Below are 14,928 nucleotides of genomic sequence, written 5' to 3' on the forward strand. Positions count from 1 at the left end.
TTCGATGCGCTAAATAACTGTATATTTACATAAGTCTTATGATTATAATGCAGACTCAAATGTAAGTTTTTCTACTGCATAGGCAGCGCGATCGCTATCAAACAGTATATTTACTATAGCCTTTGTATCTTTGAGCGTGACAGGTAAATCTGCATTTACGCTAATGAGTAAGGGATAACCGTTGGTAAAGCTTTGGTTCGTCATACGGTGGGTGAAGAATGCGATCGCATTTTCCTAAAACTTACCCGATGCCAACTGCGATCGCAATTCCTCTCTAACTGCTTAGATGCAATTATACGCATCTTGACTCAATTCTTAATTGGCACATCCCGATATTTTATTAACTGGCCACAGTAATTTACTAGTTCTAAACTTAGTATAAAACGTCGCCTCCAGATTCTTCCTACACCATAGCAAGCAAACCGATGTTTAGCATACTACTACTGACCTGGGTTCAGCACAACGATAATTTCTGTAAGTGTGATTCCCAAAGGTTTCCAATGGCGATTGCTGGAGGAAAAAGTACTATCCCCAGAAACAGCTTGGTAGTCATTGGCAAACTTTTCGTAAGCATTGGGAGCAGCGTCTACTCGTAAAATCAGTTTGCCTTGATAACGGGATAATTTACTACTATCCAACAAAATCGTACCGCCGTAATCCCACGCCAATCCATAAAGTTTAAAATTACCTAATTTCTTGCGTAACTCGCTCAATGGGGTTCCAACACCAATACCTTCGCGGGTTTTCCAAGCTGAACCCAGGTTACGCACATCTAAAGGTTTAGTACGAGTATTATCACTCCAAACTACTAAGAGCGTAGATGCGGAGCAGCTTGTCGTTAGACATCGCCCCTGATTTAGGTTTACCTGAGTAGCAGCGAAACTCCCTATTCCTTCAGCACCGGAAATGGTTTTATCAACGAGATGGGATGCACCAAACAGCTTCACTAAATCTTGCTTGGTGGTTGTGCGTGTTATTGGTCCCACTCGTTCGCCAGGAACAATCAAGGTGTTTGTTAATAATTGCGATTTAGCAACAGTAATTGGATGATTTATTTTCTGGGGTAGTGCAAAGGCTGGGTTTGCTGAATAGTTTAGTAATAAAGCTAAAGTAGCTGTAGCAATGCCTTTGATTGATGAATTCATCGGTTCTATTCTTGGGTAGTTAAACTATGAGTCAAACGTACTCATAGTTTAACTACTACAATTTACCAACTCCAGATTCCCGATTTTCCAAAAATTTTATTTCATCGCTCTAGTTGCATTTAAAATTGCCAGCAATGCTACTCCAACATCAGCAAAGACAGCTTCCCACATTGTCGCTATACCTAAAATACCCAATCCAATAAACACAGCTTTAATTCCTAAAGCAAAGCCAATATTTTGCCAAACAATTTGCCTTGTTTTTCTGGCGATTTGTATTGCTTCTGCTACCTTTGATGGCGCATCTGTCATGATGACAATATCAGCAGTTTCGATGGCTGCATCTGAACCTAAGCCACCCATTGCCATCCCAACATCGGCTCTGGCAATCACTGGTGCATCATTAATACCATCCCCAACAAAGGCAACTTTACCATGCTTGCCGGCGGTGCTGAGTAATTTCTCAATGGCATTAACTTTTTCTTCTGGTAATAAGTCTGCTTCGTAAGCATCTATGCCTAGCTGTTCAGCAATTCGGGAAGCGATCGCTTGATTATCTCCTGTCAACATTACTGTTCTTTCTACACCCATTCGCTTGAGTGCTTGAATAGCGTGTCTCGCATCTTCTTTGAGTTCATCAGCAATGACAATATACCCAGCGTAAATATTATCCACTGCTAAATGAACAACTGTTCCCTCTAACTGGCAATTATCATGAGCAATATTCTCTTTGTGGAGTAGGCGATCGCTTCCCGCTATCACGACCCTATTTTCAACCTTGGCTCTAATTCCATAGCCTGCAATCTCTTCATAATCTCTCACATCAAATTCATCAATCTTTCTGCCATAAGCCTTAAGGATAGATTGAGCAATGGGATGATTTGAGTGCGATTCTACTTGGGCGGCTAATTGCAGCAATTCTGTTTCATTGTAACCATTTAATGCTACTATTTTTACTACTTTAAATACGCCTTTAGTTAACGTTCCAGTTTTATCAAATACAACTGTGTTGACTGCATTTAGAGTATCTAAAAAAGTAGAGCCTTTAACCAAAATACCCCGTCTAGCTGCACCTCCCACTCCTCCAAAGTAACCTAACGGAATACTGATAACGAGTCCACAGGGACAGGAAATAACTAGCAAAATTAAGGCACGATAAATCCATTCTGAAGAACTTGCACCAGAAATGAATAAAGGAGGTAATAAAGCAACTGCTAGAGATATAAAAACTACTATTGGCGTATAATATCTGGCAAATTTAGTAATAAATTTTTCTGTCTCTGCTTTTTTGCTTTTGGCATTTTGCACCAAGTCTAAAATCTTGGCAATAGCAGAGTCATCAAATAGTTTGGTGACTCTAATGCTGAGAACACCCATTTTATTTATCATCCCAGCCAAAACTATTTCACCTAGCCTCACTGTTCGCGGTACAGATTCTCCAGTTAATGCAGATGTATCAACTTGCGAATTTCCATCTATAATCTCACCATCCAAGGGAATCTTCTCGCCCGGTTTGACGACGATAATATCTCCAATATTTACTGTTTCTGGGCGGACTTTTTTTAGTTCCCCTTCTATTTGGATATTTGCATAGTCTGGGCGGACTTCTAATAAGGCTTTGATGGAACTACGGGAACGACTAACAGCAATATCCTGGAACAATTCGCCAATTTTATAAAATAGCATGACTCCAACAGCTTCGGGCAATTTATGAATTGCGATCGCCCCTAGTGTCGCTACTGTCATCAAAAAAGTTTCATCAAATAATTTACCTTTAAGTATATTGCGTCCAGCCGTTTTTAAAACACTCCATCCACTCAATAAATAGGCAGGGATGAAAAGCAGATATTCACCTATTGAGTAGAATGTATTGTGTAATTGATTTTCAAAAATTACACCAGGCACATATAAACTTAAAATTGCTACCAAAGGCAATATCTCATTTTTTAGATTTAATTCTCCACCGTGATCGTGATTGTGGTCATGGTTATGATTCTCATCATGAGTGTGATTATGATCATGGTTATGATTCTCATGATGGTTGTGTTCACCGTTGCAACAACTTGAAGATTCTGAATGTATTTTCTGCTTCATATTTTGTGTTGAGGCTAGTAAATTACTTGGTATATAAGCCTTTTTTCAAATGTAATAAAAAAAAGAGATTTTTACAAGTTGAACATTTAAGAATGAGAATCTATATCAGATTTATTGTTAAATACTTATGTTATATTTTGGTTCAGATTAAGATTTATAGTTCTGTAAAGATAGCTATATTAGTTATCAATTTTGTAGAATAATCTAAGATATAATTTTTGTTCGTAGTGAGCAATGTATCACTTTGTATAAGATTTTAAAGTCTTGTTCCATAAACTTCAAGCCTGTTTGACTGCTTAATTCTGCTATGACAACTACTTTGCGATCAAACTTGGTAGATATGGAACTTTCTTAAATAACAAGTGTCAAGCTAGCTATTCTTAGGGGAAACCCACTTGAAGTTTGAAAGTGAATCGAATACCCTAAGCTAGTAGACAATTTTCTCAAGGAAATCTATGAATAAAAAAATTCTTCTGAATTTGCTTTCCACTTCCTCAATCTTTGTGTCGATGATGTCTACGCTGGTGGCATTTCATCCTGCCCATGCTAGTGGTGGTAGTATTACACAGCGATTACTGCACACAGAAGACGGTCGTACCTGTATCACTAACCCACATGGTGGAAAAGATTTTGTGTGCATTCGAGATTCAGAGAGAACAAAACCGTATACCTCCACCCGTTCTGCAACTATTGTCACATCAGTATCAGATCAGAATGTTGCCATGTTGAACTTTACTGAAGAGGAAAGTGATGCAGCAATCAAAGTATTTGGATGCGACTGTCCATTATGTATAAATTCTTTGCGTCAGTTGCAGGGTACTGGAAACTTGGTGTACTAAGGTTGAATAGCGCTGATAGCGACTACAACTTCTGTTAAATACATGTGATTAATTACGTATAGAAGATATACGAAACCAAAAAAGCATTTTTAACTACGTACCACTACTATTAAATTTAAATTCATTCTTGGGACAGTTCTTAGGGGCAATTCATGAATTGCCCCTAAAATGTAAATGTCTAGTTTTGCGTAGTCCTGAAAGAAAAAAACGCAAATAAATTATCAAAGACTCTCTGTGCCTAAGAGTGTGCTGTTTATTCCACCACCTCATTTACAGGGAATCTATCAATCAACTGCATTGCCCGATAAGCATTACGCTGGAAAGAGTCTGGCAAATGGGGAACGTGGGGTATTTGTGATAATAAATCCAACGTCCGGCGGAGAATTCTCACCACATCGCCTTCGTCCAAGGTGGTGTTTTCGCAGAGTTCTGTCCACTCCATTCCTAGCGCCCATTGTTCTACTATGGCAATTAACTCAAACTCCAACCATATAGGTAGCGCTACATTATACCGCCGTTGTAGTTGGAACATTTGGCGACGAATTCCCCGCAATTTTGCTAAGGCTTCTGCCACTTCATTACTAAGCTCAAAGTTAACCTTGCTATCTGGACGGGGTGTTTCCATCACCAAACCGGCGGCGGCGGCGGCTAAATGGTGGGGATCTAAGTTGTCCAATTCACCACTAGCGAATACCAAACCCAACCACAATTCATTCTCACCCCGAATGGCGGCAGCAATTCGCCCTAATTGTGTGGGCACTAAGTTATCTAAAGCGCCAAAGTGTTGCAGAATTAAGATTAAATTGAGAAATTCTTCCCAATGACGTTGTGACTGTTGCTCTACTTGCCCTTGCAACTGTTCGAGTTCGGCTTCTAGTTCGACATATTTGGCGCGACGCTTGAAAAGCGTGGCAGCATTGCCTGATTGATGTAAGGGATGAGCTTCTAATTGCTCTTGGACGGCAGCAGTACGACTGATTTGTTCTGCTACTTCTGGTGCCAGATGCAAAGATTCTACCGGATTGGGAATACGTACAGCGATCGCAAAGCTTTCTTCGTTACCACGGCGTGACTGTCCTGGCTTCAAAGGCATCTCTGGGGGTGGTAGTAAATCCGGTGACACTTCAATGCGTGGTAATTCGGCATATAAATCGACTACATCCCCTGTGGTTGCCACATACCAGCGATTATCATGCCCCAAGCATACCAAGTAGGGAGCTTGACCAGAACCAGGCGATTTTCCCACTAACACTGCGGTTACGGGTGAAGACACTGTGATGTTTTTGCCTTTGAGACTCAACAGAGTTCCTGACACTGCAAAGTCTAACATCATCCCTAATTCTTCTTTTCTATCTTCCTGTGCTTGCTCTTGCAGGGTTTTTAATATTTGGCGTTCTACTTTCAAACGTTGCCGCAATTTTTCATAAATAGCCAGTTCATTTTCATCAACGGCGGCGATTTGCTCATGTAGTTGAGCTAATTGTTTTTCCAGTTCGGCAATCTCATCGTATTCTGGTCTTAAATGCAATGTCGCCATGTACTGCCCAAAACTGCGCTCTATCAGTTCCCTGGTTTGTTCTAGGGTGTGGGTTTGCAGCAAGTTGAGTACCATGCCATAACTGGGCGTAAACTGGCTTACCAAGGGATCTGGCTTGGATGTCCCCAAATATGCCGCTTCTTTGGCTCCTTCAAAGGGAGTTTGGACTGTCACCACATGACCTTGTTTATCCATCCCCCGACGGCCTGCTCGTCCCGCCATTTGCAAGAATTCGGAAGCATTTAACAGGCGGTGTCCGGTGTCAGTCCGCTTGGAAAGGGTAGAAATTACCGTTGTCCGAGCGGGCATATTAATTCCCGCGGCCAGTGTTTCCGTGGCGAATACTACTTTAATCAGCCCTTGCTGAAATAGTTCTTCTACCAGTGCTTTCCATGCAGGCAGAATCCCGGCGTGGTGGGCAGCAATTCCCCGGTATAGGGGTGCAATTTGTCCAGAACGCCCGGCTTCAGGATTGCGGGCTAAAAAGTCATCAATCTGTTGCCGCAATATCTGGGACTCTTCGTTATTTACCAGCCATAAATCACCCACTTCCGCCACCGCTTTATCACATCCCCGGCGGCTGAAAATGAAGTAAATCGCAGGTAGCATATCTCGTTGCTCTAACTGGCTCAAGGTATAGATTATGCCAGGAGCTTCCGGTCTACCATTTCTTCCCCTGTCCCTTTCTCCCCCTCTGCCCTTCTTCTTCTGAAGCAGGCGGGGGTTAATTTTGGTTTTGCTATCATTCAACAGGGGAAATAACCCTTTGGGATTGCAAAAGTGAAATTCTAAGGGAACTGGGCGAAAATCAGAGTAAATCAGGTCTGTTGGACCGTGAACGCGATTTAACCAATCGGTGAGTTGATCGCTGTTGGCAACCGTTGCTGAGAGGGCTGCCAGTTGCACTTCCCGGGGACAATAAATGATGGATTCTTCCCAAACTGTACCGCGCTGGCGATCGTTCATGTAGTGGCACTCATCAAGTATCACCGCTTCCACGTCTACTAATGAGATGCCGACTTGCCCGATGGGTGTGCCATAGAGCATATTTCGGAAAATTTCTGTGGTCATCACTAAAATCGGTGCATCCCTGTGAATGGAGGCATCTCCAGTTAACAGTCCGACTTGATCAAACCCAAATTTTTCTCGAAAGTCACGTAATTTTTGATTCGACAGCGCCTTTAGGGGAGTAGTATAAAATACACGTTTTCCTCGCGACAGGGCGCGATAAATGGCGTATTCCCCGACTAATGTTTTGCCCGAACCTGTGGGCGCACACACGACTACGGAGCGTCCAGCGTTTAGGGACGCGATCGCTTCTTTTTGAAACTGATCCAGATCAAAGGGAAATATAGACCCTAAGTCAAGTTCTGGAGACGGCGCAGGATAATTCACTCAATCACATTTGCAACCAGATTGTTTACTATACTAACGAGTCTTTTGTCAACTTCGTTAATAGTCATTTGTCATTAGTCATTAGTCATTAGTTTTGCACAAAGGACGAATGACAAAGGACTCTTTAATTATTTTCCCAGTTCTTGCGATCGCTCTGTGGCAGCTTTCACTGCTTCAATTAAAGCTGAACGAAATCCTGCCTGTTCTAGCTTGGCAATTCCCGCAATGGTTGTACCACCAGGACTGGTAACGCGATCTTTAAGTTCTGCTGGGTGCATTTTGGTTTCATACAACAGTTTCGCTGTTCCCAGTACGGTTTGCAATGCTAATTGATTGGCAATTGCTCTAGGTAAACCTGCGGATACTCCGCCATCAGCTAGTGATTCTACTAGCAACGCCACGTAAGCGGGGCCGCTACCAGATAGCCCTGTAACTGCATCCATCAGCCCTTCTGAGACTTCCACAACTTCGCCCACAGCAGAAAAAATTTGTTGTGCTATTTGGTGATGCTTGGTATTGGTATATGCACCTAAACAAATAGCGGTAATTCCTGCTCCTACAGTGGCTGGGGTGTTGGGCATTGCTCTGATAACTGGCAATTGCACAAATGCAGCTTCTAGCTGATTTAAGGGCACACCCGCCAATATGGAAATTATCAGGGGTGATTGTTCTCTATTAATAATATCAATATCTGCTAATTCTTGAGCGATCGCGCTGAACACCTGCGGTTTCACTGCCAAAAATACAACTTCTTTGGCTTGGGTGAAAACCTCACTATTATCTGTCGTCACAGCAACATCGTATTGCTGTTGTAAAAAATCTAGACGTGAAGGTAGCGGTTCGCTAACTATGACTTCTGATGATTGATAAATTCCACGCGCGATAAGGCGGGATAAGAGCGCTTCTCCCATTACCCCACCACCAATTAAACCAAATTTTATAGTCATTGATCGTTAGTCATTTGTCATTAGTCCTCTGTCGTTTGTCATTTGTCACTACGATCAAAACCCGAGATAAATGACAAAGGACAAAGGACTAACAACTAATTTAACTCTATTGTGCCATCCGGTTAGTTTCGTTGCCCCAGGTTTGATTTGGAGAACCTGTAGGCCGAGAAGGACGTGCTGGCGGTTGTGGTACTTCATGAAGAACGCCACCTTGGGTGCTAACTTGGACACAGCTTGGTGTAAACAAGAAGATGCTCTCACCGATGCGCTCTTGATGTCCATCTAGTGCGTAAGTACCACCTGCAACAAAATCTACTGCCCGTTGTGCTTGGTCTGGGTCCATGATTGTCAGATTTAATACCACTGACTTCCGTTCTCGCAACGCTTGAATTGCCTGGGGCATTTCTTCAAAGGTGCGTGGTTCGAGGACTAAAACTTCCGAAATTCCGTTAATTGCTCCTGGCATACCAATCACATTCCCCATTGGCTTTGAACCTGCTGCGATATCATCTCCCATTGTAGGCACTGGTTCCCGCCAGCGTCGATTCTGAGCGGTTGCGCTCTCTTGTGGGGCTGGGGGTTGGGGATTTTCTTGCTGATACAGATTTTGGTAATTATTATTATCTGTTTCTGGTTCTTCTTCGTAATATTCGTATTCCACTTGCTCATTTAGACCTACAAAGTCTCTGAGTTTGGAAAAGATGTTGTTCATTGTCTGTGTACTCTCCTGGTGCGAATAGCCGTATTGACTTGGCTTAGGATTTATTGAGATAGGAGCGATGCCTACGGTAGTAAACTACGCTACATGGGTGGATACTTCAGCAAGTATATTGCTATTTGTAGCCCATACTACGCGTTTTGGCGATGAACTGACACTTATTGGAAAGGTCTGTGCATCGCCTAAACATAATAATGAGTCAAGATTATATCCTAAGGTTTATCCGAAGGAAAGTTCTTTTTACCCCATTTTCCCTTGGCGATTGCTCTTGTCAATACTATATCCTTTGTTTCTAATTGCACCAGTCTCTTACAAAATTCTTGTCATCAAATCCTGATCTCTATTAATACTGACCTGGAAAGCTGACGTTCGAGGGCTAAGAGCGATCGCCAAACAAAATTGTTCCTAATCGTACCATCGTTGCGCCTGCTTGCACTGCCAGTTCGTAGTCGCCTGACATACCCATAGATAGTTGCTGCATTTTTATGTGCGACCAGTTTTGCTCCTGGATTTTCTTTGCTAGCTCACGATTGAGATTAAATACATTCAAAATTTCGGGATCGTTTAATCCTGAAGGTGGAATTGTCATCAAACCTTGAATTTGTAAATTTTTGTATTGATCGAGTGTGGGTAAATCAGCCAAAAGTTCTGGCACACTCCAACCAGACTTGTTGGGATCGGGGAGAATTTTCACTTGCAGGCAAACCTGGGGACTCACTCCTAGCTGTTGGGCTAATTGATCTAAGCGCTGTGCCAGCTTCAAATTGTCCACGGAGTGAATCCAAGGGAATTGTTCGATTGCTTTTTTGGCTTTATTGCTTTGCAAATGTCCAATAAAGTGCCAGGTAATATCTGGTAAGTCTTGCAACTCGGCTTGTTTGCTGGCGGCTTCTTGGATGCGACTCTCTGCAAAATCACGAATCCCTGCGGAGTATGCAGACCGAATGGCCTGGGCAGAAACTTGTTTGCTAACAGCAATCAATTTGACTGAAGTTGGTAGGGATGAACGAATGGAAACAATACGTTCGGAAATCGAACTGTTCATTGGAAGGTGCGTTGGAAAACACTTTGAAGTTGATCGTACTCCTGAGAATGTCCACTGCGCCGCAGGGTACGTAAGCGGTTTTCCAACATCATTCTAGCCTCAGTCCTTCCTATTGGCTGGAATTTGACACCTTTAACGTCATTTGCGACCAAAAAAAACAGGCGCTGGGCATAAAGTGTAGTGAACAAATCCTGGGTTTCATCAACCATACAGATTTTGTAGAGTAAACCCCAAGTTGGATGGTTTATGTAAGTTTCTGCGTTTTCTGGATTCATTTAAGAGTCAAGGTGTAGTCAAGGTGGGAGTATATATATCTTTTCGCAGTGAATTACAAACATTCAGACGATAATACCAACATTCGTCAGAATATTTGCTTAAAATGCAAAACTGCGGTTACGAAGACCTTGATCTAGTTTCTAATTGGCAGATGAAGCTAGTGGTAGTGAAGCGAAATGGTACAACAGAAGCCGCAAAGCGTGGATTCAGAGAGTAGAGGCTGGTTGAGAAACATCACCATCTGCTTTGGTGACTTCAATTTACCAATTTGTAGGGACAAGGTACAAGATAGTCTTGATCCTCTTGTTAAAAGTTCGACGTAGCAAGGGAAAACACCCTTTGAAGCTCCCAACGACAACAGCGAACTTTTCAACTTCTTTCCATACTGCCACAACTATTGCTAAATGGCACAAAATAGCTAACTTAAGTGGGAAGTGGGGAATGGAGAATGGGGACTAGAAAAAAACTATTCCCTATTCAGCATTGTCAATTGTGCCTGGGCTTTGTGCAGAGATTCATACCATGCTTTATTCAGGATCGCTGTCTGCGACACTTCCCGCACCCACTTGCACACTGGATGGTTAGCTAAAAACTTGTTGCACGCAATCTAAAATAGGAAAACAATCTGATTAAAACTAAAAAGCTACGTAAAATGGTATGGGATCAATTTTCTGGTGGGATAACTGTTCAATTTCCCATACCACATTCAATACTTTTCGGTTAAACCCAATAATCTCTCTTTTGGTCTGGGGAAAGGGAAATTCAAACCCTTTCCCTTTCCCCTTTCCCCCTTAACCGAAAAGTATTGATACCACATTGTAGTCTAGACAACCTAATCAAGCGCCTGTAAAGGGGAGATGAGAAAGCGCGAAAAGAAAATACTACCTCTTACCATTTTCTGGGTGCAAAATTAGACCTGAGTTCCTATAGCTAGCCGTATTCCCCAGAATACAATTAAAGTTGCAATAGCAAGCCAGTCACGCCCTTTGAATCGTAAGTCGTGCCACTGCACTCGGTGCTCGTTGGGACTGGTAAAACCCCGCACCATCATTGCATTCGCCATTTGATCGGCTCGTAAGAGCAGATTTTCTAACAATCTCTCTGCGACTGTCATCCAAACTTTGAAGCCTCCTTTCAATCCCAGCTTTTTCCAATTAATTGCCCTTGTCATCACAGAGCGAAATAAGTTTTGCACTTCTTCTAAAACTAGAGGAATAAAGCGCAAAGACAAGGTTAAAGTTAAAGCAATTTCTGTGACAGGCAATTTGAAGCGTCGTAGGGGTTGCATTAAGCTTTCTATGCCAGATGTGATTTCTTCTGGTGCGGTTGTTAGCAGATAAAGGTTGGTGCTGTAAATTACGGTAAATATAATTGTACTCAGCCGTACTGCCAAATCCAAGGAGCGGCGAGTTACTTTGACTGGGCCTTTCTGCAATAGCACATAGTTGTATTTTTTGTTATTACTTGTTTGCTCTGGAACAATATTTTTGGATAATGGTTGCTGGGTTAATATTTGTTCATTAGCTGGCAGGCGTGGCTGATAATCTACACCCATTCCATCAGGACTGATGGCTCCGATCGCTAAGACAAAAAACGATAGCATTAATAGCCAGCCCATTTGTTGCTGCCATACTCGCCGGGGAATCCTAGCAATCAAGGTGGCAATAATCAATAGCACCACCAGCAGCACCCGCCAAAAGTTGTTAGCTAAAACATAGCTTGTTAAAAAGCTCATCAACCAGGCGAACTTGACTCGCGGATCGATTTTATGCAGCCAAGTTTGGGGTTGTTCTAAATAAAGTCCAAGTGGCAGCGATCGCAATAAATCCATTTTAGAGTTAAGAGTTAAAAGTAAGGAGTTAGGAGTAAGGAGTTATGAGTGTTGACTTAAACTCATAACTTTCTACCTTGTGTCGCTATCAAACTCTAGTCGATAGGGTTTTATAGTTAGCAAGCAATTCTGACTTTAACTCATAACTCTTGTACAGACGCGATAAATCGCGTCTCCTAACGATTCATCGCGTCTCCTAACTTAATTTGACGCGAGTTGCTCTATTAACATTACCAATTTCGGCATCCCGGACTTTTTTACTGCGCCACAGTAAAATAATTGGCGTGCCTTTAAATCCTAGCTGTTGACGGAATTGACGTTCAATGTATCGGCGGTAGTTGTCATTGAAGCGTTTGGAATCATTGACAAATAGTGCGATCGTTGGTGGCTGGCTACTTACTTGTGTACCATAATAAATCTTACCCTGACGACCACCACGGGATGCTGGCGGTGAATGCCAGCTAACGGCATCTGTTAAGACTTCATTAATAACTGATGTGCTGACACGCCGTTTGTGTGATTCAGCCGCCGTTTTCACCAACTCTAGAATTTTTTCTACCCGTTGCCCTGACAAAGCACTCACAAAAATTGTTTCTGCCCATTCGGTAAAATGTAACCGTGATTGCAGAGTTTTTTCGTAGTCGTAGATTGTGTAAGAGTCTTTTTCGACAGCATCCCACTTATTAACGACGATGATGCAAGCTCGACCTTCTTCGATAATCCGCCCAGCTAATTTTTGGTCTTGCTCTGTGACTCCATCTACAGCATCTAGTACTAATAAAACCACGTCAGCGCGACGAATCGCTTTGAAAGCACGGTTAATACTAAAGAATTCTGTGCCGTATTCTATATGTTTCTTTTTGCGAATGCCGGCGGTGTCAATTAAGCGGTAGGTTTGCCCCTCTCGTTCAATGACGGTATCAATAGCATCGCGGGTTGTGCCGGAAATTGGGCTGACAATTGCTCTTTCTTCGCCAACAAAAGAATTGAGTAAGCTCGATTTGCCCACATTTGGGCGGCCCACAATTGCTACTTTGATTTCATTAGTTTCTGGGATGTCTTCAACAGCAGGTATGTGATTAACTAACTCGTCGAGTAACTCTCCTGTGCCACTACCATGAATTGCGGAGATGGGGTATGGTTCGCCCAAACCCAATTCCCAAAACTCGGCAGCTTGCATTAAGCCTTGGTCAGGAGATTCACATTTATTTACAGTTAGTAGCACAGGTACGCGTTGTTGACGCATCCATTCGGCGATTTCTTGGTCTGCCGATGTGGGGCCTGTTTGACCATCGACGACAAAAATTGCGGCACAGGCTTCAGCCAGGGCTGTCATTGCCTGCTGGCGAATCAGTGGTAGAAATTCGGTATCATCATTAAAGACTAATCCACCAGTGTCTACGACTAAAAATTCGCGACCATTCCAGAAAGCTGGCATGTAGGTGCGATCGCGTGTCACTCCCGGTTCATCATGGACAATCGCCGTTTGTTCCCCGGCGAGTCGATTAACCAGGGTGGATTTGCCCACATTTGGGCGTCCGATAATTGCAACAATTGGCAGTGCCATAAAACCAGGGTAAGTGAGAGACGTAGTATATCATGTACTTACATTTTACTCACTTTAAGTTTTAATTTAGTTTTCCCATAATCTGAAGCGATGGGAGAGGTTTTTCTAATTCAAGTTAGTTGAAAAAATAAAAAAGGTAGGAAATCCTACCTCTTACCCAAAAAAAGCATTTTGTAACCAAATACCAAATTCAATATCACACAAGCTTTTGACAAATCTATTGCAAAGCTATGACAAGGATATGACGTTTAATTTGCAATTGACTTCGCTATTACTCCCAGTTGCAAGCCAGGCGGATAGCTACCTTCTTCTTTTATCCGCTTGATTTCTGCGTCTGTGAGCCGTAAATTTAACTTTTGGGCCAATGTTCGCACAATATCTCCCCGGTCAATTACACCAGCTACAGCACCGGCAGGAGAAAGTACAGTAATTCGAGGTAACTGCTCATTTTCCAGCTTGTTAATTACCTCAGCTATGGTTGTTGCTTCAGTAACAGTGGGTATTTCTGTTAGGGGATGCACAATGCTGTGTAAGGTTTGGGTTTCCCATTCACTCCTTTGGGTTAAACGAAAATCGTCAATGGAAACCAAACCTCGGTAACGTCCATCAGAAGCAGCAAAATAAACTTGTGAAGGAGCGGTTTCCAACAAGTATAAATCGGCAAAGGAGCGCAGTGTCTGGTCAGCATCGATAACCCGAAAGTCACGAGTCATCGCATCAGCCGCCACCACTTTAAGCAGGCTTTCCTGCAACGTAGTCATGTTGTCGTATGTGTTAGCGTTGCGGACAGCAAACCAACCTAACAGCGCAATCCACAAACCAAGTGCTAACTCCCTTGTCAAGAAATCTACAACAAATCCTAAAGCGATCGCACCATAACCCAAAATTTGCCCAGCCCTAGCAGCCCAGTGTACGGCTTGAAAACGATTACCTGTTATTTGCCATAGTGCTGCTTTTAACACTTGTCCTCCATCTAGAGGTAAGCCAGGAATCATGTTAAATAGTGCCACCACCAAGTTAATTCTCGCCAAATCTCCAACCATGATACTGAGTGGGCTAGTATCTGGGATGACAAGAACTCCTAGACTGAGCAGGAAAAATAGTATGATACTCACCAATGGCCCAGCGATCGCTACTTGAAAGGCTTTGAAAGGAGTTTTAGATTCTTCTTCAATAGCAGCAATCCCGCCAAACAGAAACAGAGTAATTGAATTAACTTTAATACCTTGCGATCGGGCTACCAAGCTGTGACCCAACTCATGTAGTAAGACCGAACCAAATAGCAGGAGTGCCATAACTATTCCAGCACTCCAAGCTATAGCAGTCCCCCATTCCTGGTAAGCTACCCCAAAGTTAAGGGTTGCCAACCCTAAAATCACAAACCATAACGGGTCTAGAAACAGGGGAATTCCAAATAAAGACCCAATTTTCCAATTTGTTTGCATTACATTGTCCTAAAACTAGATATCGCCAGTAGTTCCTATACAGCAATACTTGCGTATATACTTACACGTATATATCTGAGCATCAATTTGGT

At 42.7% G+C, this 14,928-nt stretch carries 13 protein-coding genes; 2 read left to right on the forward strand and 11 right to left on the reverse strand.

Going from position 1 to position 14,928, the window contains the following annotated elements:
* Positions 1 to 42 precede the first annotated feature (42 nt).
* Positions 43 to 204, reverse strand: coding sequence for a hypothetical protein (locus IQ274_RS20085; protein WP_194143227.1), 162 nt, complete (start codon positions 202 to 204; stop codon positions 43 to 45).
* Here IQ274_RS20085 and IQ274_RS20090 point away from each other — a divergent pair.
* On the forward strand, positions 193 to 357 hold the full coding sequence (locus IQ274_RS20090; RefSeq protein ID WP_194143228.1) for a hypothetical protein: 165 nt from the start codon (positions 193 to 195) through the stop codon (positions 355 to 357). The genes IQ274_RS20085 and IQ274_RS20090 overlap by 12 nt on opposite strands.
* Positions 358 to 440: 83 nt before the next feature.
* Here IQ274_RS20090 and IQ274_RS20095 read toward each other — a convergent pair whose 3' ends face one another.
* Positions 441 to 1,145 carry a hypothetical protein gene (locus tag IQ274_RS20095; RefSeq protein ID WP_194143229.1) on the reverse strand — a complete coding sequence of 235 codons (705 nt, stop codon included), beginning with the start codon at positions 1,143 to 1,145 and terminating at the stop codon, positions 441 to 443.
* A gap of 96 nt (positions 1,146 to 1,241) precedes the next feature.
* Positions 1,242 to 3,236, reverse strand: a complete 1,995-nt coding sequence (locus IQ274_RS20100) for a heavy metal translocating P-type ATPase (protein WP_194143230.1) — start codon at positions 3,234 to 3,236, stop codon at positions 1,242 to 1,244.
* A 455-nt stretch (positions 3,237 to 3,691) separates the two neighbouring features.
* Here IQ274_RS20100 and IQ274_RS20105 point away from each other — a divergent pair, with 455 nt between their 5' ends.
* Entirely contained in the window at positions 3,692 to 4,075 is a 384-nt protein-coding gene (locus IQ274_RS20105; protein ID WP_163929561.1) for a hypothetical protein, read from the forward strand.
* 253 nt (positions 4,076 to 4,328) lie between these two features.
* Here the strand turns inward: IQ274_RS20105 and IQ274_RS20110 are convergent, their stop codons facing one another.
* From IQ274_RS20110 to IQ274_RS20145, 8 genes are all read right to left on the reverse strand, one after another.
* Complete coding sequence (locus tag IQ274_RS20110; RefSeq protein ID WP_194143231.1) at positions 4,329 to 7,007, reverse strand: DEAD/DEAH box helicase; 2,679 nt, start codon at positions 7,005 to 7,007, stop codon at positions 4,329 to 4,331.
* Between the two features lie 128 nt (positions 7,008 to 7,135).
* Positions 7,136 to 7,954 carry a pyrroline-5-carboxylate reductase gene (gene proC, locus IQ274_RS20115; RefSeq protein ID WP_194143232.1) on the reverse strand — a complete coding sequence of 273 codons (819 nt, stop codon included), beginning with the start codon at positions 7,952 to 7,954 and terminating at the stop codon, positions 7,136 to 7,138.
* A gap of 106 nt (positions 7,955 to 8,060) precedes the next feature.
* Positions 8,061 to 8,666, reverse strand: coding sequence for a cell division protein SepF (locus tag IQ274_RS20120; protein WP_114080912.1), 606 nt, complete (start codon positions 8,664 to 8,666; stop codon positions 8,061 to 8,063).
* Positions 8,667 to 9,048: 382 nt separating this feature from the next.
* Positions 9,049 to 9,717, reverse strand: coding sequence for a YggS family pyridoxal phosphate-dependent enzyme (locus IQ274_RS20125; protein WP_163929564.1), 669 nt, complete (start codon positions 9,715 to 9,717; stop codon positions 9,049 to 9,051).
* Positions 9,714 to 9,992 carry a transcriptional coactivator PipX gene (gene pipX / locus IQ274_RS20130; protein ID WP_012408389.1) on the reverse strand — a complete coding sequence of 93 codons (279 nt, stop codon included), beginning with the start codon at positions 9,990 to 9,992 and terminating at the stop codon, positions 9,714 to 9,716. Before pipX ends, IQ274_RS20125 begins: the two co-directional genes overlap by 4 nt.
* 911 nt (positions 9,993 to 10,903) lie before the next feature.
* Entirely contained in the window at positions 10,904 to 11,824 is a 921-nt protein-coding gene (locus IQ274_RS20135) for an energy-coupling factor transporter transmembrane component T family protein (RefSeq protein WP_163929565.1), read from the reverse strand.
* Positions 11,825 to 12,020: 196 nt separating this feature from the next.
* Positions 12,021 to 13,391, reverse strand: a complete 1,371-nt coding sequence (der, locus tag IQ274_RS20140) for a ribosome biogenesis GTPase Der (protein WP_114080909.1) — start codon at positions 13,389 to 13,391, stop codon at positions 12,021 to 12,023.
* Between the two features lie 248 nt (positions 13,392 to 13,639).
* Positions 13,640 to 14,836 (reverse strand): site-2 protease family protein, encoded by a 1,197-nt coding sequence (locus tag IQ274_RS20145; protein ID WP_194143233.1) that lies wholly within the window; start codon positions 14,834 to 14,836, stop codon positions 13,640 to 13,642.
* Between the last annotated feature and the right edge of the window lie 92 nt (positions 14,837 to 14,928).

Source organism: Nostoc sp. LEGE 12447 (assembly GCF_015206985.1).
Lineage (GTDB): Bacteria > Cyanobacteriota > Cyanobacteriia > Cyanobacteriales > Nostocaceae > Nostoc.